This is a genomic window from Gemmatimonadaceae bacterium (genome assembly GCA_036496605.1).
GTDB lineage: Bacteria > Gemmatimonadota > Gemmatimonadetes > Gemmatimonadales > Gemmatimonadaceae > AG2.
The window spans coordinates 10,657-29,979 of sequence record DASXKV010000041.1; the positions used below are offsets into that span (position 1 = coordinate 10,657).

Consider the following 19,323-nt stretch of genomic DNA (forward strand, 5'->3'; position numbering starts at 1 on the left):
GCCGTCAGAGCCGGTTTCGCAGGGCGGCTGGCGTTAGGCTTTGCAAGTAGCTTGTGAGCACAGACATGTAGTTCGTCATCATCAGAATGCCGACGATGATCAGCAATGCGCCGGCAATGCGATCCACCCAGACCAGCTTCGATCGGTACCGCTGAAAAACGGCGATGAAGCGCTCGACCGCCACCGCCGCGATGAGGAACGGGATCGCCAGACCCAGCGAGTACGCACCGAGCAGAAGAATGCCCCGCCGCAACTCGGCTTGCGTCGCGGTGTAGGTGAGGATGCCGCCGAGGATCGGACCGATGCAAGGACTCCAGCCGGCACCAAACGCAATGCCGACTAGCACCGAGCCGAGGTACCCGAGCGGCTTGTCGGCGATATGAATTCGGCGCTCTCGCGCAAGGAAGCGCATATTGAAGGCGCCGAGCAGATACAGGCCGAGCAGCACGACGAGGACACCGCCGATACGGCTGATCCAGCGGCGATTGAGCAACAAGAGACGGCCGACCGCGGTCGCGGTGGCTCCGAGCGCGAGGAAAATGAGAGAGAAACCGATGACGAACAACAGTGCGTGGACGAGCGCCGTCTTTCGCGAATGCTGAACATCCTCCAGACTCAGCCCGGTCACGAAGGTGACGTAGCTCGGAATAAGGGGCAACACGCAGGGTGACAGGAAGCTGAGCAGGCCGGCGGTGAACGCGATCAGCACACCTAACGAAACGGATTCCATTCCCCCTCTCGCGACGGATGGCGGCGCGGCAACGGCGGACGCGGGCAGCACGTCCAGGCGTCTTCGATTGCTCCGGTGGTATTACGGACTGAAATATCGCGTCTTTCGACGAGAGCGGCGACCGCGCGATGGACGGCGCGGGCTGATTGCGTTGCAGATCGACGCGCTTGCGTACGAAGAGCTGCGCCGCGCGATCGAGCTGGGATACTGTCCGGAGCTCACCACGATGGTTCGTGAGGAGGGCTATGTCCTGCGTCGCTGGTTCTGCGGCCTGCCATCAGCTACACCCTACTGTCAGGCAGGCATCTTCTACGGAGCGAACGACGGCATTCCCGCCTTTCGATTTTACGACAAAGCATCACGCTTCGTCGTCACGTGCAACAGTCCGCGCGGCGTCCAATACATTCGCGATCGCATTCACACGCCGGGTGCGCTCGCCGGTGGTTCCAGCTATGTGAATCTGCTCGACGGCGATGCGCAGACAGTCGCTTTCACGGTCGCAACCCGCCGACGGATGTCGGTCTATCGCCGACTCGGCGGTACGCGCATGGCGCTGCTCATCGCGCTTCATCCGATTCGCTCGGCGATCATCGTCGTGTACTCGGTGATCGAATGGCTGCGTGAAGAGTGGGAACGGACCGTCGGCGAGCTGTCGCGGCAACGGACGCATAGCGAGGGATTGTTTCCGTTCATTCGCATCCTGAGCAACGTCGTCGTACGGGAGCTGCAGACGATGGCGATCCTGCTCGACATCCATCTCGGTGTCCCGGTGATCTACAGCACGTACATGCAGTACGACGAGCTCGGACATCATTTCGGACCGGCGAGCTGGCAGGCGCTTCGCGACCTTCGCCGCACCGACTCACGCATCCGAAGCATTCGACGCATGATTCGCAGCGCCGCCGGACGTGAGTACGATCTGGTGATTCTCTCGGACCATGGGATGGCTCCCTCGGCGAGCTATCGTGTCCGATACGGTGAGTCGTTAGGTAGCACGGTCCAGCGGATTCTCGATGGCGACGCCGCGCGCCGTGGACGAATGAGCCTCAGCACGCACACGAGCGAAAATCCGATCAGCGAGTACGGCGACGTCGGCGCGAATCTGCTTGAGTCGATCGCGATGGAGACGCCGCCGCGGCGGCGTGCCGTGCGCCGCGTGCTTCGCCGGGTTGGCAATTGGATGCGTCGCCATTACGGCGTCCGGGAGCTCATTCTTCCGGAGAAGTACCGCGTCGACGATCGCCACGACGTCGTCGTGACGTACAGTTCGTCGCTCGCGCTCGTGTATTTTGCGGACGTCGCGGAGCGTCTCTCGTACGACGCCATCGCCCGGGACCGCCGTCGCGCGCAGCTGTACGCCCAGCTGCTCGCCCATCCTGGGATTGGCCTCATCGGCACGCTGGACGACGACTCCGTTCGCGTGGAGAACGCGAAGGGACGCGCTTTGATCCGCGACGGCGCGCTCGTCGACGTGCGTGGTGCCAACCCTCTCGAGCCGTACGGCACGGAGCCGCTTCTCGCGCGGGCCGTCGAGCGGCTCGTCAGGCAGGCGAACGCCGGCGATCTGGTGCTCTTCGGCGCATTCGACGGCTATGAGATCGTCTGCTTCGACGACCAGATCGGGGCGCACGGCTCGGCCGGCGGAAGCCAGCTCCATCCGTTCCTGATCGCGCCGCGATCGTTAGGTCTGGAGAGCGCCGTGCTCGAGGACGCGCGCGATCTGCACGGGGCCCTCATGACCAAGTACGCGGTCGAGACTGCCTAACGCGTGGCGGCGAGCAGATAGTCGCGGGCGTCGTCGCCGGACATGCGCTCCGGCTCTTCGGCATCGCCCGCGCGTCGCTGAACGCCGCGGACGACGGTCTCCACGGTCACGAGCGGCGCGTCCGCTTCCGCGACGACGCGACACTCCCACTTGCCGCGGTCGGGTCCTTTGAGCGCGAGCTTGTACTTGGCCGTGTAGACGGTGTAGCGCGCCGGCTTGGCTCCCTCTGCCTCTGGCATCCCGAGCAGTGGCACCGATGAAGGTTCAGGTGGCGCGTCGGCCATGATAACAGGCTCGACGCGTTCGGGATGCGCGGCGATCACGGCGACACCGCTCTCGACACCGCCCTGGCGAATTGGGGAGAAGAAATGCAGCTCGATGAATCGTTCGGCCGGAAGGTTCGCAGCGATGGCGACGAGAAAGCGCTCGCGCGTCGCTTCGAGAAATCGCGTCACGGCGTGCCCACCGCCGTCCGCGTGTCGCCCGCGCGGACGTTCGCGATGCCACGCGCCTCGAGCTCGCGCTCGACGTACAATCGCAAAATGTGCATGAAGTCCTGAGCGTTTGTCACGACGCCGAACGCCTGGTGGGTGCCACGATCCTTCAGCTTGGAGACAACGAACTCGGACGAGTCGACGCAAATCGTGGGCAGCTCGCGCATCGCGCCGTTAGGCTCGGTGACGAACGCCGGCAGCATGTTGCCGGTCGCGATCGCATGCAGTGCCGTCGCGATCAGTATCGCCATCGTCGCCTTCGTCGTGTGGCGCTTCATCGCGTCCTGGCCAGCGATCGAATCGGTGATGACGTCCGGCAACGGACCGTCGTCCCGGATCGATCCCGTGAGAACGTATGGCACGTCGTGAACGACACACGAATACATGATGCCGTCCTTGATGATGCCCTGCTTCACGGCGTTTGCAATGGAGCCCGCCGCGCGCACTTTGTTGATTGCCCGCATGTGCAGGCCATGGCCGCCCGTTGTCGCCTCACCAGTGTGCGTCATGCCGAGCGTCGTTCCGAAGATCGACGCCTCGATGTCGTGCACGGCGACGGCGTTCCCGGCGAGCAACGCGCCGACGAAGCCGTTCGCGATGAACCAGCTCATGTCGTTGCGCGCACGCGAATGCACGAGCGCGGGACCCGTTACCCAGATCGGATAGCCGTGGCGCTCGCGCTCGACGACGAGCAATTGTGCCATCAGCGCGTAATCGATCGGCTTCTCGCGCGAGACCTCGGAGGTCATGAACTTGAACTCGTCGGTGCCTTCGGCACCGACGAGTTCAGTTTGCACGTAGATTCCTTCCGATCCGTCCTCGGCCATGCCGACCGCGACGAGCTCACCCTTACGAATGCGCCGCGCCTCCTTCACCCACAGCGTTCCGTCTCGATCGAGGACGAGTGACGCGTCCATGCGGGGCTCGCGCGGCGTGCGCCACTCACCTTTGACGCGAGCGTAGGTCGGGAGATTCGTTGTCGAGAAGAACCCCTCGGGGAGCACGCCGTCCGCGGTCGCGGCGACGAACTTGGCGTCGGGAGCCGAGGCGAGCTCGGGGCGTTTGAAGTCCGGTTGGGAGAAAGGCACGGTCGAAAGATAAATCCTCGTGTCATGCCAGGCAGAGCTCAGAGCAGCGCGACCGGGTCCCGATCTATCGTCACCCGGAGATCCCCGCCCTTGGGCACTGGAAAGCGTTCCGCGAAGTACCGGGATACCTTCGTGAGCTCGCCGGGATTGTTGGCCTTGAGCAGGAGATGCCACCGCCAACGCCGCTTGATGCGATCGACCGCGCACGGAGCGGGGCCGACGATCTGCATCTCGCCGCCGGATTGCCTAACGAGCCTCTGCAACCAGGCAGCGGCGTTGAGCGCCAGCTGCGCCGTCGCTCCCTCCGTCGTTCCGCTGAAGACGACGTTGGCGAGACGAATGTATGGCGGATACACCGGACGCTCGCGTCCCCGCAACTCCTCGCGCACGAACGACGCGTAGTCATGAGCAACTGCGAATCGTACCGCGTGGTGCGCGGGCACGCGCGTCTGGATGATCACCTCTCCGCCCTTGGGCCCGCGCCCCGCGCGGCCCGCCACCTGACTCAAGAGCTGGAACGATCGCTCCGAGGCGCGGAAATCCGGCAGATTGATGCCGACATCTGCGTCGACGACGCCGACCAGCGTCACATTCGGAAAGTCGAGTCCCTTCGCGATCATCTGCGTGCCGAGAAGCACATCGACTTCGCGGCGCGCGACGCGATCGAGGATCTCCGCGTGTGCCCACTTGCCGCTGGTCGTGTCGACGTCCATGCGCGCGACACGCGCCGCGGGAAAGCGTTCGGCGATCAGCCGCTCGACCTGCTGGGTGCCGAGACCACGCTGCCGCAGCATGCTGCCGCCGCAGCGCGCGCACTTCGTTCGTGGCGGTTCGGCGTGTTGGCAGTAGTGACAGACGAGTCGTTCCGGCGTGCGATGGTACGTCAGGCTGATCGAGCAGTGGGGACAGGCGGCGACATCGCCGCAGTCGCCGCACTGGATGAACGCCGCATACCCGCGGCGATTGAGCAGGAGAATGCTCTGTTCGTGACGCTGGAGGCGGGTCGAGAGCGCGAGCTCGAGCAGCTCGCCGATGACGCGCCGAAAAGGATCGTTAGGCCCGGCACGATCCGTGACGGTTTTCTGGGTTTCGCGGATGTCGACGACGTCGATCGTCGGCAGCCGACCGCCGCCGACACGATCGGGAAGCGAGAGCAGCCTGTGCTTCCCCGCCGACGCGTTCACCCAGCTCTCGAGACTCGGTGTCGCGCTCCCAAGGACGACGACGGCGCCCTCGGTGCGGGCGCGCATGATCGCGACCTCGCGCGCGTGATAGCGCGGCGCCTCGCCCTGCTTGTAGCTCGACTCGTGCTCCTCGTCGACGATGATCGCGCCAAGGTTGGCGAGTGGCGCGAAGATCGCCGAGCGCGCGCCGACCGCGATTCGCTTCTCGCCGCGCCGCAGCGCAAGCCATGCGTCGTAGCGCTCGCCGTCGCTCAGCGCGCTGTGGAGGACGGCGACGCGATTGCCAAATGCCGCGCGAAAGCGATCTACGGTCTGGGGCGTGAGTGCGATCTCGGGCACGAGAACGATCGCGCTCTGGCCACGCTCGTCGACGATCGTGCGCAGCAGCTCGATGTACACGAGCGTCTTGCCGCTCCCGGTTATGCCGTGCAACAGGAACGTTTCGCCCTGACGGCCGGCACGTAAGGCCTGGATTGCTTGTTCCTGAGCAGGCGACGGCACGAGCGCGCGCGCTTCCGTGGGCCGGTCGGCAAACGGATCTCGCGCAACGACGTCCTCCTCGATTTCCACAACGCCGCGAGCAACGAGTCGCTTGAGCACGGATGGCGAGAAGGTCAGCCGCTCGACGAGATGCTCCACCGCAACGCGTCCGCCTAACGACTCGATGAGCTCGAACAGCGCGCGCTGCTGCGGCGCGCGCGCGAAGACGTTGTCTCGATGAAGCAGCGACGGCAGGTCACGGACGATCCGCGCCATGCGGCGACGCTTCTGCGAGGGCACCGGGTCATCGGCGCCGCTCAGGGCAGCGGGCAGCGCACAGCGTAATGCGACGCCGAGGGGAACGACGTAGTACTGCGAGATCCACCGGCACAGCGCGAGCATCGACGCATCGAGCACCGGTGCATCGTCCGGGATCGCAGCGACAGGCTTCGGCGTTATACCGTCGCGCGCGCTGCCCTCGCCAACGACGATCCCGATCTCCTTCCGATTACGAAAAGGAACGAGCACGCGCGTGCCCGCGTCGAGCGGCGTACCTCGGCCCTCTACCGCGTACGTGAACGTCCGAAAGAGCGGAAGCGGCAGGGCGACGTCGACGAGCATTGCCTAAGATAGCGTCCCTGTCATCCCGAGCGCAGCGACGGTAGATCCTTCGTCGCTGCGCTCAGGATGACAGGGATGCCATGGCTCGACGCGTCACACCAAGCCCCGGCGCATCAGGCACGCGAATCTCGCCGCGCTCGATCGTCGCGCCCTCGTACGGATCGTCAGCGAGGAGTGCAGCGCCGTCGAAGTCCGCGTGATCGAGCAGCGACGCGAAGTGCGCTGCCGCCGAGATGCCAAGGCTCGACTCGATCATGCAACCACACATCACGATCATGCCGTGCGCGCGCGCCGTCGCGATCATGCGCATCGCCTCACGAAGGCCGCCGCACTTCGAGAGCTTGATGTTGATCCCGTCGACGATGCCGGCGAGCTTCGCGACGTCGGTCGCGACGACGCACGACTCGTCGGCGATGACCGGGAGCGCGGAGCGCTCGCGCACGAAACGAAGCCCCTCAAGGTCGTGCGACGGAAGCGGCTGCTCGACGAATTCGACTCCCAGCTCGGCGAGGAGATCGATCATTCGAAGGGCGTACTTTGCCGTCCATGCCGCGTTCGCGTCGACTCGCAGAGTCTTCGTTGGCGCGGCACGACGAACGGCGCGAATGATCTCCTCGTCGCGATCGCTCCCGAGCTTGATCTTGAGCACGGGATATTGAATCGCTTCGTCGACGCGCGCCTCGAGCTCCTTCTCCGTCGCCGGAATTCCAATCGTGAAGCTCGATCGCGGCGCCTTCGATGGGTCGAGACCCCAGAGCTTGTACACCGGTATGTCGAGCTTCTTGCCGACGAGATCATGCGCGCCGGCGCTGATCGCCGACTTCATCGAACCGTTCAGTCGGATCGCCGCGTTCATTTCAGTCTCGAGGGTCTCGAGAGCGAAGGGGTCTTCCGAGAGAACGCGCTCGGCAATCGGAGCGAGCCTCCCGTATGCGGCAATCGCGCTTTCGGTTGTTTCGCCGTAAAAGCGATTCGGTGCAGCCTCGCCCCACCCCTCGGCGCCGTCTCGATCGACGAGACGAACGCGAATCAGCTTCCACTCGCTCGAGCCGCCTCGTGCGATGACAAATGGATGCTTCGTGTGAACGGTGTGGGTGTCGTAGGAGAGCTTCATTGGGCGAATTATAGAAGGTTGGGGGTAGAGGGTAGAGGGTAGAGGGTAGAGCGTAGGGCGTAGAGGGCGGAGGTTGAGCTATGCTCGACTCTCCGCCCTCCACAACCCACTGCCCTCTGCCCCAACCGTCTGCCCTCTGCGCTCTGCCCTATGCTCCCTTCGCCAATCTCGCCACGCGCGCGAGGCGAGTGTACTCCTTGGCATTCGGCGACGACGCGAGAAATGCGATGAGCGCATCCGCCAGCTCATACCCGCGCGCATAGCGATCTGCGGGATTCTTCTCGAGGCATCGCATCACGACCGAGGAGAGGACCGCCGGGACGCGCTTGTTCGCTTCGTCGAGGGGAACCGGTTTCTCGTGCACCTGCTTGTAGCCGACGGAGAACGAATCCGCGCCGTCGAAGGGCGGATATCCCGCGAGGGATTCGTAAAGCATGATGCCCATCGCGTAGACGTCGCTCCGGCCATCGATGAGCTTTCCCATCGCCTGTTCTGGCGACATGTAGTGTGGGGTCCCCATCGCACGTCCGCTCGCGGTCAGTCGCCCGTGAAAGCGCGCAGTGGCGATGCCGAAATCGGTGATGATCGCGTTGCCGTCCTCGTCGAAGAGCACGTTGTCCGGCTTCACGTCGCGATGAACGATGCCGTGACGATGCGCGTAGTCGAGGCCTGACGCGACCTGCGCCGACGCCGCGGCGACGAGAAGCGCGTCGACATTGCCCTGCTTTTGCACCTTGTCGGCGAGAGAGCCGCCATCGTAGTACGGCATCACCGTGAAAACGATGCCGTCGACTTCACCGTAGTCGAGGATCGGACAGATGTGCGGATGGCAGAGCTGGGCCGCGGATTCCGCCTCACGACGGAAGCGCTCGGCGATCTCCGGATCCTTCCCGAGGTGCGCGTGGAGTACCTTGATGACGACGCGTCGAGCGAGGAGCGCCTGTTCGGCAAAGTAGACGTCGGCCATGCCGCCGCCGCCGAGCCGGCGAATGACACGATAACGGCTCCCGGTTGCGCGACGAAGCTTCGAGATCTCCGCGTCCGGCTGCTCGAACGGCGCTGCGATGACCTCTGGCAAGGGGTCATTACATCGGGTACACGCCGCGGCCGACGCGCGGTTCCACGTCCCGCACTCAGGACAGAACATGCATCACCGGCATTCGCGTCAGCCCCCGAATTGCATGCGTACGAAATCGAACGGCGGCCACGGACCACTGAGGTCGAGAGCGAGGCGGGGGTTGCGGCGTCGCTGGTCGTCGACCGCGGCAATAAAATCATCCCAGAGCTCTCTGTCCACCAGGAACGCAGAGCTGAGAACGATGCCGGTGAGCTGCTCCGATTTGAGTGGAACGGCAACAACCGCGTGACGCCGCAGCAAGCGCAGCGACTCCGCTGCCGCTGCAGCGACGTCCGATCCCGTCTCCCGCTCGGCAGCTTTGCCGTCGACGCGACCGACATGAACTCGCGCAACCGCTCGGTCCTCGACAAACGACAGCGCTTCGGTGAGCGTGATGTAGTGCAGTTCGAGCCATCGAGTGAGCGTCTCGCGGGACCGGAATACCGTTCCCACGGGCGCGGGCAGAACGGGCGCTTTTCCGAAGACGTCGTCCACCACGCGCCGATATTGATCGATCATCTCACCGGTCGGTGGCGCCGAGGCATACTCCGCCGGACTGACGATGGCCGCGAGGTCGCGAAAGTGCAGCAGCTCGATATTCTCGGGCGGTTTCGCCTGCGCGTGATGCTCCACATCGGTAATGCCGAACAACCGAAGCGCGTTAGGCATTTGAACCGACTCTTATTGAGAGTCCCGAAGGGTTGGTTTTCATCGAATGCCTTAGCGCCAATTCCAAAATGGGAGCCTGCAAATAGGACGACCGCCGGGCCTGAAAATCAACAACCCTGGCCCTATTCCCCAGCCACCAACGCCGCCATCATGGTGACGCACGCCTCACCCAGCCGCTCCGGCACGTAGCCGCCCTCCAGGGCGCTCACGAGTCGCCCCTGGCACCAGCTTTCCGCCCGGGCTACCATCTCCCGTGTGAGCCGGTCGACGTCCGACATCTCGAGCGTAAATCCGCCTAACGGGTCACCGGCGAGCGAGTCGAAGCCTGCCGAGATGAAAACAAGATCGGGAATCCAACCGCGCGTCGCGTCGTCCACCGCGGCGAGAAAGGCCGAAACGTAGCGATCCGCGGGGAGACCAGGAGGCAGTGGCACATTCCAGACCGTTTCGTGAGGTCCGCGGTCTGCCGCGGCGCCTGTCCCCGGATACCAAGGCCACTGGTGCATCGACACGAAATGGACGTTCGGCTCCTCTTCGACGAGCGCCTGGGTTCCGTTTCCGTGATGTACGTCCCAATCCACGATCAACACGCGCTCGACGGCATGCCTGGACCGGGCATATCGCGCGCCGATGGCTACGTTGCCAAAGAGACAGAAGCCCATGGCCCGCGCGCGAAGCGCGTGGTGTCCCGGCGGCCGGACCGCGCAGAAGCTCCGCGAGGCGCGGCCGTCCATCGCCATGTCGACCCCATCGAGGACGCAACCTGCGGCCGCCGTTGCAGCGTCCCAGGATCCGGGGCTTGCGACCGTGTCGGGGTCGAGAGGCCCACCGCCCGCGTCGACGATTGCGTGCACGCGATCGACGTAGAGTGCGTCGTGCGCGAGCGACAGTTCGTCCCGTGTCGCGTGCCGTCCCTCGACGTGCATGAGAGCGTGGAAAAGCTCGGGGCGCTCTCGGAGCGCACGCGGGATCGCGCGCAGCCGGCCGACGTGCTCGGGATGGCCCCAGCCGGTGTCGTGCCGGCCGCAGTCTGCGTTGGAAATGAACGCGACCGGCACCAAGAGAAAGGGGCTAGGGGCTCGGGGCTAGGCGGTAGACTACGCCTAACGAGTCAATCACCGCACCGGTCGCCGTCGGCGGTGCGTGAGGAGCAGAATCGCACCGTCGCCGATTCCCAGATCCGAGAGCGGAGCTGCCTCGTCGAGAATGTCCCAGCCTCGGAACTTCATCACGAAGTCTCCGTGCATCTCCGCTTCTGGAAAGAGCGCCTCGAGTGCGCGCACCTTGAGCGTGAGCAGGGGCTCGCGCGGCGTCGCCACGATGCGCACCGCGTCCCACACCTCCGGCATCTCGACACGAATGGTGAGGCTCGTTGCGCTCGCCTGCGTCAGCTTGATCGTCGACGGCCGCGCGCGCAGCTGTGACACGAAGAGATCGGTCATGATGGTATCGCCGGCAGGGTCGAGAAGAAGCGCGCGAGCTGCATATCGAAGAGATACGTCGAGCCGGTGACGCGGGTCGCGCCGTCCGATGGCTCGACGCCAATGACGACCTCTTCCCCGCCCTGTCCGCGAAAGCTGCAGAAGGTCGGGCCTTCCTTGTCGAGGAAAGCGGCATAGAGCGGGTTGCGGTTGGCGAAAAAATCCTTCGCGCGCGCCAACACCTCGTTGGGCTGGAGCGTCGTTTGAAATTCCTGCAGCGTGCGTTGTGAAGGCGCCATTTCAAAAGTTCTAATTGCGGAGTTCAGTGGATATCGGGCGACGGCTCTTCGTTCGGCTCGTAGGCGAGCGGAATCTCGACGCGAAAGGTCGAACCGAACGCGGGCGTGGAAACCAGCACGATGTCGCCGCCCAGTAATCTCGCCAGGCGGCGAGCCAACGCGAGTCCCAGGCCAGAGCCGCCGTAGCGGCGCGTCATGGACCCGTCGACCTGGCGGAACTCGTCGAAGACAACGCGCTGTGCCTCGGGTGGGATCCCGATCCCGCTGTCCTGCACGCTGTAGATGACTCGATCCTCGAGCACCTCGAGCTCGACGCGCACCTCCCCTTCGTGCGTGAACTTGTACGCATTGCCGAGGAGACTCGCGAGGATCTTCGCGATCTTTTTCCGGTCGCTCCACATCACGCGAGCGGGGGGCGCGTGCTCTCCGTCGCCGGAGTCATCCCGCCGAGCCTCGATGACCCGCAGCTCCACGGACTCCGGCCGTCCGTGGGAGCTCGCGATTGCCATCTGTATCGGCTCTCTCGGATCGAAGCCGCTGACGATCACCTCGAGCCCACCACGCTTGAGCGTCGTCAGCTCGAGGAGGTCGCCGATGAGACCGAGGAGCTGCTCGCTCGCCGTCTTGACCTGACCGAGTGTTTTCTGCTGCTCGTCGTTGATAGGGCCTGCCAGCCCTTCCTGCATCAGAGATATGTAGCCGATCACGGCCGTCAGCGGAGTTCTCAGTTCATGCGAGATATTCGACAAAAACTCGTCCTTGATACGGCGCGCCTCGAGGAGTGCGACGTATTGCCGCTCGAGCTCCGAGTTGGACTCGATGAGCGCTCCATTCGCGCGCCGCAGTTCTTCGATGAGGCGTGCCTTCTCCGCGGTCGCCGCCATCTGGTCGGCCACCATCCGAAGGAGGCTGCGAGTCTCCGTCGTGAGCGCGTGCGGGTCGGCGAAGTAGAACGTGACGGCTCCGAGCACTGCCTGGCCGGTTTGCAGTGGAAGCGCGACGAGCGACCGAAAGCCAAGCTCCGCGGCGACCTCCTGCCAATCTTCGAGCGACGGATCGGCGAAGACGTCGGCCACCTCGATTGCGCGTCGCTCACTGGCCGCCTCGCCGCTCGGGCCGAAGCCGAGGCGGACACGCATCTCACCGAGGAAGGGTGAGAACTGCGCCGGCCAGTTGTGGACTGCACCGAGTCGCATCAACTCGGACGCGCCGTCGATGAGGTAGACGCACGCGAACGATGCGCCCACGAGGGGGCTCACGCGGTCGAGTGCGAATTGAAAGACGTCCTCAGGGCGGTCGGCGGTGAGAAAGGCGTGAACGATCTCACGGACAGCGATGAGCTCGCGGATCCCGAGGTCGACGTTCGCGCTGGTTTCGACGCGCTCGGACGTCGTCACGCCCCCACCATTTGCTCTGGACACGCGGGGCAATGTATAGCGGGCACGGGCGTCGGTCTAGGAATTAAACGCTTGTGTCGGCGCGGGTTGCGGGTCTCACTTCCGCATGACTCGCTCGAGTGCCTTGAACACGTCGGGGTCGATCAGCGTCCCGGAAAGCGCCGTCATGAACGTCGCGGCGCGCTCTGGAGTCAGGCGCTCGCGATACGGACGCTCCGACGTCAGCGCATTGAAGGCATCGGCCGCGGCGAGAATGCGGCCGCCGATCGAGATCTCGGGGCCGCGGAGGCCGCGCGGATAGCCCGCGCCATCCCAGCGCTCGTGGTGATCCCGCACGAACGTGATCACCGGCCCGAGGTGTGTCAACGGGGCGAGCATCTCGACGCTGATGAGTAAATGCTCACGAATGTGCTCGATCTCTGCGTCGGTGAGCGTGCCCACCTTGTTGAGCACGGCCTCGCGCACGCCGATGCGTCCCACGTCGCGGAGCCGGCCGGCGAGGCGCACCTGCTCGACGACATCGCCAGGCAGCACCATCTCGCGCGCGATCGCGGCCGCCAACTCGGCGACACGCGCCGACTGCCCGCGGTAGAAGGGCTCCTTCGCTTCCATGGCGGTGACGAGAGAGTCGACGATGCCCACCGACAGCTCCCGGAGCAGCGCCTTCTCCCGCTCGATCTCGATGGCCCGCTGCTCGACTTCGTCGCGGATCAATCGCTCCGTGCGGCGACGGTCGATCAGCAGATCGCGCTTGTGGAGTGCCCGATCGATGGCGCGTCCGAGCTCATCGAGCTCCATTGGCTTGAGCAAATACTCACTCGCTCCGGAGTGCAGCGCTCTCTTCGCGCTCGCCGCGTCGTTCACCGCCGTGAGCATCACGATCGCGAGATCGGCGTCGGCCGCCGCCGCGCGCCGGGCGACCTCGAACCCGTCGACGCCGGGCATGAGGATGTCACAGATGACGGCCGCAAATTGCCGTCCGTCGAGGGCGGCGAGCGCCTCGGCGCCGTCCGCGGCTTCATCGACGACGAAGCCGCGCCGGCGCAGATAGCGTGCAACGCTCTCACGCAGCGGACGTTCGTCGTCGACGACGAGGAGGTGTGCGGCGGGCGCCGTCACCGGTCGTGCGCCGACCGGATGGCGCTACGCAACCCGTCCACGGATTTCCGAGTCGCCGGCGTCGCCGCCGCCGCCATTCAGCTTGCGCCGCAAGGTGCGCACGTTGATGCCGAGCATCTGCGCGGCGCGCGTGCGGTTGCCCTTCGTCAGCGCCAGTGCCTGCTCGATCACGCGACGCTCCACTTCCATGAGATCCAGCGAAGGAAGGGCGAGGACGTGCGCGCCGTTGCTCGCAGGCGGAGCCTTCGCGCCATCGCCGTGCATCGAGGAGCTCGGGGCCGCCTCCTCGGTCGGCGCAGTCGCCTGGAGCGACGCGAAGAGATGGACGCGGAGCGTTTCGTCCGTGCTGAGAATGACCGCGCGCTCGACGGTGTTCTGGAGCTGCCTAACGTTGCCCGGCCACTCGTGGCCGCAGAGCAGCTCGAGCGCTTCCGCCTCGAACCCTTGAACTTCCTTCCCGGCTTCCGCGGCTGCGCGCGCGGCGAACCGCTGCGCGAGCACGGGTATGTCCTCACGGCGATCGCGCAGTGCCGGGATCGAAATCGGAAAGACGTTGAGGCGATAGTAGAGATCCTGACGGAACTGGCCCGCGCTCACCTCGGCCTCGAGGTCACGCGTCGTCGTCGCGATGATGCGGACATCGGCTTTGACCGGACCAGAACCGCCAATCCGTTCGAATTCGCGCTCCTGGAGAACGCGGAGCAGCTTTGGCTGAAGGTCCGCCGGCAGCTCGGCGATCTCGTCGAGCAGCAACGTACCGCCGCCCGCGCGCTCGAGCGCGCCAAGCGAGCGCTTGGGTGAACCCGTGAGCGCTCCCTTCTCGTGGCCAAAGAGTGTGCTCTCGATCTGGCCTTCCGGAAGCGCCGCACAGTTCATTCGAATGAACGGCCCTTCACGCCGATCGCTCTGCGCGTGAATCGCGCGAGCGAGAAGCTCCTTGCCCGTGCCCGGCTCGCCCTGGAGCAGCACGGTCGCGCGACTCGACGCCGCGGACGCAACACTGTCGAGCAGCTGGCGAATCGCTCGGCCGTCTCCGATGATCTCGTGCTCGCTGCGACGTCCCTGCAGCTCTCGCAACAGCGCGCGGTTCTCGTCTCGAAGCCGTGCCACCGCCAGCGCCTGCTCGACGGTGAGCTGGAGCTGTTCGTTCTGGAAGGGCTTCGCGAGATAATGCGTCGCGCCCGCGCGCATCGCCGACACCGCGTGCTCGATGGTGCCGAATTCGGTGAGCATGATGACGGGGACGTCACGATCCTCTTCGCGCAGGAGTCGCAGCAACTCGAGACCATCGAGCTGTCCCGCACTCGCCGCGGACATGTTCCAATCACATATGACGAGATCAATGTGATTGGCACCGAGCGCCTGCAATGCTTCGGCAGCATTGCTCGCGGTCAGTGCGTCGTGGCCGAAGCGGGCGAGCGCCTTGGTGAGCACGCCGCGAACGGACGGATCCTGGTCGACAAGAAGGACGGTGGCCATAGTCGTCGGTTTGACGATCGAGCTGGACCGTAGTTACGCGAGTCGACGATTCGCATTTCGCAAGGCGAGGAGAAGAGCGCGATGTTCGCTTTTCGGGCAGTGGGGAAGGAGGCGGACATTAGGCAGAGCGGTAAGAGCGGTACGGCTCTAAAAGTACGGCTCTAGAAGAGCGGCTCTAGAGACCGTCCTCTTAGATCCGGTCCTCTAGAGCCGCTCTTCTGCCTTTCGCCGAGTCACGCGCTCACTGCAGAAGCTTCGTGACTGCCCTCACGAGCGGATCGAACGTGAGCTTCTTGCCGGCCACTCGCTGCGCCTGTTCATCCGCGAGCTCGCGCTGGCCTTCGCTGAACAGTGCGGAGCAAATCCATGGGCCGGCGCGTGGATTCCTCCACCAATCGGCATCGAAGTGGTCGACCAGTGTCTCGGCGATCAGCGCCTGGAGCTGCCAGGCGCGGAGATACCGTGCCGCATAGAAGCGCGGGTCGACGTCGACGAATGCGTCGGCGGGGCTGTAGCGGAAGCTCGTCGCCCCCGTTAGGCGGTCCGTGTACAGCTCGGGAAGCGCGTCCCACGGCACCGAGCCTCCATAGAGCTCGATCTCGTAGCCCAGCTTGGCCGCGTAGCGTCGCAGGAAATGAAGCTCCTCGAAGCCGACGGCGCGCAGGAATTCGCGGACGTTCGCGGGACCGACTTCCGTATATCGCCTGAGCCACCCGGCATCCTGCATCAGGTGGTCGAAGAGCATCGCGTAGCCTTCGGTGATCGAATTGTCCCCCAGCCAGCGATACTCGTAGGACAGGTCGGGACGCATGTAGGCGAAGTGCAGCGCGTGCCCGAGCTCGTGGAGGAAGGTGTTCCAGTCCGTCTGTCCGCCGTGCGGGCGCATCACGAGATACACCTCGTTAGGCACACGAACGGGCGCGCAGAAGGCACGCGACCGCTTCCCCTCCCGGTCGCCGGTATCGAAGAGAACGCGTCCGCCCGCTGCCGGGTCGACCCCCATCTCGCGGACCTGTTTCCGGATCGATGATTCCATCGATGCCGGTGGGAAGAAGCGATCGAATTCCTTGGCGCGGAAAAGGGCCAACGCGTCGGCACGGGTCACCTCGGAGCGTGTCATGCCTAACCGGGAACGCAGAAATTGGGGGAGGACGTCGTCCCAAATCGCCTGCGTATCGCGGAGAAAGACATTGCACTGCTCGCTCAGAGCGGCGAGATCGAGGCCGCTCAGCAGCTCAAATGAGGCGTTGTATCCACTCGCGAGACCGATGTCTTCGGTGATGTCGCGCTCACGTTGAAAGCGCTCGCGACGCATCGGTGCCAGATCGCGTTCGACCAACCTCGCGCGCGCCTCGTCGATGGAGTGCCGCTCGCGGACATCGGAGGTGTTCGCGAGCTCGATCGCGACGCGCTGATATTCGATCTCGCGGTCGTCAGCGAGACGAACGATCGCTGTGGCTTCCCACGCAATGTCGCGCTCGTCGAGCGTCGCGAGTGCCCGCGCGCTCTGTGCTTCCACCAACCAGTCGGTGAGCAGCCGGAGCCCGCGCTGCTCCTCACTCCCGGGCGGCGCCGATCGAAACATCTCCAGTACCATCGCCAGCGCATCGGGACCGAGGATCGCTGCATGTTTTTCGTAGATCGGTTGCAGTTCCGCCGCCGCCTTCTGTCCCGAATGCGCCAGGTAGTACTCGCGAGACAACTCCTCCATGAACGCATCGCCCTCGCGACGCAGCCGATCTATCGAGAGCGAAGTTGTGTTCAGCAAAGGCATCTCACCCCCCTCCCCATGCCTAACGTCTTACGCGGTCAGTCGCTCGACGATCACATCGCGAACCTGGTCGGCGGCAACGCGCTCCTGCTGTAGCGTGTCGCGGTCACGAATCGTCACCGTGCCGTCCTGGATCGTCTGGCCGTCGACCGTGATGCAATACGGCGTTCCAATCTCATCCTGACGCCGATACCGCCGGCCGATCGCGCCGGATTCGTCGTAGAACACCGGGAACGCGCGCCGCAACTCTTTCGCCAGCTTCACAGCAAACTCCGGCATACCGTCCTTCTTCACGAGCGGAAAAACACCCGCCTTCACGGGGGCCAACGACGGCGTCAGACCAAGCACGGTTCGTCCCTCGTCCTCACCGGGCACCTGCTCCTCGCGATACGCGTTGACGAGTAGAGCCAGCGCCGTGCGGTCGGCTCCGACGGACGTCTCGACGACGTTGGGGACATATCGGCGATTGTTCGGCTGATCGAAGTACTCGAGCTTCTTGCCCGAGTGCTTCTGATGTTGTGTGAGATCGAAATCGCCACGGTTGTGCACGCCCTCGATCTCCTGGAAGCCGAGCGTTCCGCCGAAGTCGAACTGGATGTCGAACGCCGCGCGCGCGTAGTGCGCCAGCTCCTCCTTCGTGTGCTGATGGAACTGCAGCCGGTCCTCGGCGAGTCCGAGGCTGCGGTGCCATGTCATGCGCTGCTCTTTCCAATACTCGAACCATTGCATGTCGGTGCCCGGCTCGACGAAAAACTGCATCTCCATCTGCTCGAATTCACGAGTTCTAAAGATGAAATTGCCCGGTGTGATCTCGTTTCGGAAGGCCTTGCCGATCTGTGCGATGCCGAAGGGAACCTTCTGGCGCATCGCCTGCTGGACGTTGAGAAAGTTCACATAAATGCCCTGCGCCGTCTCCGGGCGCAGGAAGATCTCGGCCGCGGAGTCTTCCACTGGTCCCATGAACGTACGGAACATGAGATTGAAGAGTCGCGGCTCCGACAGTGTGCCCTTCATGCCGCAGACCGGGCACTGGGCGTCCGGCGTTCCTGGCGTTCCTTTGATTTTCGGATCGTCGGCCCGAAATCGCTTGCGGCAATTGCGACAGTCGACGAGTGGATCGGTGAAACCGGCGACGTGGCCGCTCGCCACCCAGACCTCGCGATTCATCAGGATGGCCGCGTCGAGGCCTTCGATGTCGTCCCGAGCCCGCACCATCGAGTACCACCAGCGGTCCTTGAGATTCTTCTTCAGCTCGACGCCGAGTGGACCATAGTCCCACACCGAGCCGGTGCCGCCATAGATCTCGGAAGACTGGAAGATGAATCCGCGCCGCTTGCACAGCGACACGAGGCGTTCGAAGACGTCGGGGCGGGCGGTTACGGTAGACACGGCATCAATCAGGTGCTAGGTGGTGGGTGCTACGAGGGGCTAGGGGCTCGGCGCTAGGCGCTAGGCGCTAGGCGCTAGACGAAAAGCTAATTCGCCATGGGGCGCTAAAGTGCAGAGCCCTAGCACCTAGCCCCTCTTCAGGTATCGAGTTCGGCGCTCAGCTTCGGCGGTGGCGGCGCTGCTGTTCCCAGGAGTCTCGCGACGATTCGGTCGCCATGATAGCGGCCGTTCTCGATGAAGACTTTGTTCGCGTCATAGCCAGCGATCACCACACCGGCGATGAAGAGCCCGGGGATCGTCGTCTCCAGCGTCTCCGGATCGTGTTCGGGGATTCCCGTCGTCGGATCGATGGGCACGCCGACCTGCTTCAACAGATCCGTGTTCGGCGCGAATCCGGTCATGATGTAGACGAGGCTGGCGGGCAACCGCTCGCTTCGCGATCCGTCGTCGATCGCATGGATACATACAGAATCGGGCTCGATAGTCGCGACACGGCTGTTCCAGCGAACGTGGATGCTTCCCTCCTTCACCCGATTCTGAAAATCAGGCAGCACCCACGGCTTGATTCGCTTGTCAAAGGTCGGCCCGAAATGCACGAGGGTGACGTGTGCTCCGGAGCGCCAGAGATCGAGTGAGGCTTCGGCGGCAGAGTTGCCGCCGCCCACGACGACGACACGCTGCTGAAATGCCTCGTGACCTTCGCGATAGACGTGAGTGACGTGTGGCAGATTTTCACCTGGCACGCCGAGGCGGTTGGGCGAGCCGAAGTAGCCCGTCGCAACGATTACCGCACCGGCATTCGTGCGACGTACATCTCCTCCGCGCGTCCGCGAGTGCACAATCAGCTCATCGTGACCACGTTCGATGGACGTGACGCGCTCGTACTGGCGCACGGGAATGCCGAAGTGCGTTACCGCCGCGCGATAGTACGCGAGCGCATCGCGACGCGTCGGCTTCTCGGTGGCGATGACGAATGGAAGATCACCGATCCCGAGCTTCTCCGCCGTCGAGAAGAATCGCACGTACGTCGGATAGTGCGCGATCGTGCCGACGACGACCTCGGACTCGAGAACGACCGTCCGCAGTCCGGCACGCTGCGCCGAGATCGACGCCGCCAACCCGCACGGCCCAGCGCCGACGATGAGCACATCTACGTCTGACAATCCGAACTCCCAGGTGCTAGGGC

17 protein-coding genes are annotated in these 19,323 nt (G+C 64.5%); 1 reads left to right on the forward strand and 16 read right to left on the reverse strand.

All coding sequences use genetic code 11. From position 1 onward, the window contains the following. Nucleotides 1-4: 4 nt before the first annotated feature. Complete coding sequence (locus VGH98_16300) at nt 5-730, reverse strand: cytochrome c biogenesis protein CcdA (protein HEY2377542.1); 726 nt, start codon at nt 728-730, stop codon at nt 5-7. Between VGH98_16300 and VGH98_16305 the strand changes: the two genes are divergently transcribed. Next, nucleotides 693-2,495, forward strand: a complete 1,803-nt coding sequence (locus tag VGH98_16305; protein ID HEY2377543.1) for an alkaline phosphatase family protein — start codon at nt 693-695, stop codon at nt 2,493-2,495. The genes VGH98_16300 and VGH98_16305 overlap by 38 nt on opposite strands. On the opposite strand, the gene VGH98_16310 is transcribed toward VGH98_16305, so the two are convergent. The 15 genes from VGH98_16310 to VGH98_16380 all read right to left on the reverse strand — a co-directional run bounded on the left by VGH98_16310 (nt 2,492) and on the right by VGH98_16380 (nt 19,300). Then, on the reverse strand, nt 2,492-2,950 hold the full coding sequence (locus VGH98_16310) for a hypothetical protein (GenBank protein ID HEY2377544.1): 459 nt from the start codon (nt 2,948-2,950) through the stop codon (nt 2,492-2,494). The two genes, VGH98_16305 and VGH98_16310, sit on opposite strands and share 4 nt — an antisense overlap. Then, nucleotides 2,947-4,077 (reverse strand): hypothetical protein, encoded by a 1,131-nt coding sequence (locus VGH98_16315; protein HEY2377545.1) that lies wholly within the window; start codon nt 4,075-4,077, stop codon nt 2,947-2,949. Before VGH98_16315 ends, VGH98_16310 begins: the two co-directional genes overlap by 4 nt. Before the next feature lie 38 nt (nt 4,078-4,115). Beyond that, the gene (gene priA, locus VGH98_16320) at nt 4,116-6,362 is read right to left on the reverse strand and encodes a primosomal protein N' (GenBank protein HEY2377546.1); all 2,247 of its coding nucleotides are present in this window, start codon (nt 6,360-6,362) and stop codon (nt 4,116-4,118) included. 61 nt (nt 6,363-6,423) lie between these two features. Continuing rightward, on the reverse strand, nt 6,424-7,476 hold the full coding sequence (locus VGH98_16325) for a dipeptide epimerase (GenBank protein ID HEY2377547.1): 1,053 nt from the start codon (nt 7,474-7,476) through the stop codon (nt 6,424-6,426). Nucleotides 7,477-7,624: 148 nt separating this feature from the next. Beyond that, nucleotides 7,625-8,554 (reverse strand): serine/threonine-protein kinase, encoded by a 930-nt coding sequence (locus VGH98_16330; GenBank protein HEY2377548.1) that lies wholly within the window; start codon nt 8,552-8,554, stop codon nt 7,625-7,627. An 87-nt stretch (nt 8,555-8,641) separates the two neighbouring features. Further along, a complete protein-coding gene (locus VGH98_16335; protein ID HEY2377549.1) occupies nt 8,642-9,262 on the reverse strand; it encodes a GvpL/GvpF family gas vesicle protein in 621 nt (206 codons plus the stop codon). Between the two features lie 122 nt (nt 9,263-9,384). Continuing rightward, a complete protein-coding gene (locus VGH98_16340; protein HEY2377550.1) occupies nt 9,385-10,320 on the reverse strand; it encodes a histone deacetylase in 936 nt (311 codons plus the stop codon). A gap of 57 nt (nt 10,321-10,377) precedes the next feature. Beyond that, nucleotides 10,378-10,704 (reverse strand): hypothetical protein, encoded by a 327-nt coding sequence (locus VGH98_16345; protein HEY2377551.1) that lies wholly within the window; start codon nt 10,702-10,704, stop codon nt 10,378-10,380. After that, nucleotides 10,701-10,982, reverse strand: coding sequence for a hypothetical protein (locus VGH98_16350; GenBank protein HEY2377552.1), 282 nt, complete (start codon nt 10,980-10,982; stop codon nt 10,701-10,703). The genes VGH98_16345 and VGH98_16350 overlap by 4 nt, the downstream gene beginning before the upstream one ends. 23 nt (nt 10,983-11,005) lie before the next feature. Continuing rightward, nucleotides 11,006-12,379 (reverse strand): GAF domain-containing sensor histidine kinase, encoded by a 1,374-nt coding sequence (locus VGH98_16355; protein ID HEY2377553.1) that lies wholly within the window; start codon nt 12,377-12,379, stop codon nt 11,006-11,008. 96 nt (nt 12,380-12,475) lie between these two features. Continuing rightward, entirely contained in the window at nt 12,476-13,498 is a 1,023-nt protein-coding gene (locus VGH98_16360; GenBank protein ID HEY2377554.1) for an HD domain-containing phosphohydrolase, read from the reverse strand. Between the two features lie 24 nt (nt 13,499-13,522). Beyond that, the gene (locus tag VGH98_16365) at nt 13,523-14,977 is read right to left on the reverse strand and encodes a sigma-54 dependent transcriptional regulator (protein HEY2377555.1); all 1,455 of its coding nucleotides are present in this window, start codon (nt 14,975-14,977) and stop codon (nt 13,523-13,525) included. 241 nt (nt 14,978-15,218) lie between these two features. Further along, nucleotides 15,219-16,751 (reverse strand): hypothetical protein, encoded by a 1,533-nt coding sequence (locus VGH98_16370; GenBank protein HEY2377556.1) that lies wholly within the window; start codon nt 16,749-16,751, stop codon nt 15,219-15,221. Nucleotides 16,752-16,778: 27 nt separating this feature from the next. Continuing rightward, complete coding sequence (locus VGH98_16375; GenBank protein HEY2377557.1) at nt 16,779-18,137, reverse strand: glycine--tRNA ligase; 1,359 nt, start codon at nt 18,135-18,137, stop codon at nt 16,779-16,781. Nucleotides 18,138-18,274: 137 nt separating this feature from the next. Next, complete coding sequence (locus VGH98_16380; GenBank protein ID HEY2377558.1) at nt 18,275-19,300, reverse strand: YpdA family putative bacillithiol disulfide reductase; 1,026 nt, start codon at nt 19,298-19,300, stop codon at nt 18,275-18,277. Nucleotides 19,301-19,323: the final 23 nt, after the last annotated feature.

Coding starts and splice junctions, on each gene's coding strand:
- VGH98_16300 (HEY2377542.1), bottom strand. CDS start 730: ATGGAATCCGTTTCGTTAGGTGTGCTGATCGCGTTCACCGCCGGCCTG.
- priA (HEY2377546.1), bottom strand. CDS start 6,362: ATGCTCGTCGACGTCGCCCTGCCGCTTCCGCTCTTTCGGACGTTCACG.
- VGH98_16325 (HEY2377547.1), bottom strand. CDS start 7,476: ATGAAGCTCTCCTACGACACCCACACCGTTCACACGAAGCATCCATTT.
- VGH98_16335 (HEY2377549.1), bottom strand. CDS start 9,262: ATGCCTAACGCGCTTCGGTTGTTCGGCATTACCGATGTGGAGCATCAC.
- VGH98_16345 (HEY2377551.1), bottom strand. CDS start 10,704: ATGACCGATCTCTTCGTGTCACAGCTGCGCGCGCGGCCGTCGACGATC.
- VGH98_16350 (HEY2377552.1), bottom strand. CDS start 10,982: ATGGCGCCTTCACAACGCACGCTGCAGGAATTTCAAACGACGCTCCAG.
- VGH98_16365 (HEY2377555.1), bottom strand. CDS start 14,977: ATGGCCACCGTCCTTCTTGTCGACCAGGATCCGTCCGTTCGCGGCGTG.
- VGH98_16370 (HEY2377556.1), bottom strand. CDS start 16,751: ATGCCTTTGCTGAACACAACTTCGCTCTCGATAGATCGGCTGCGTCGC.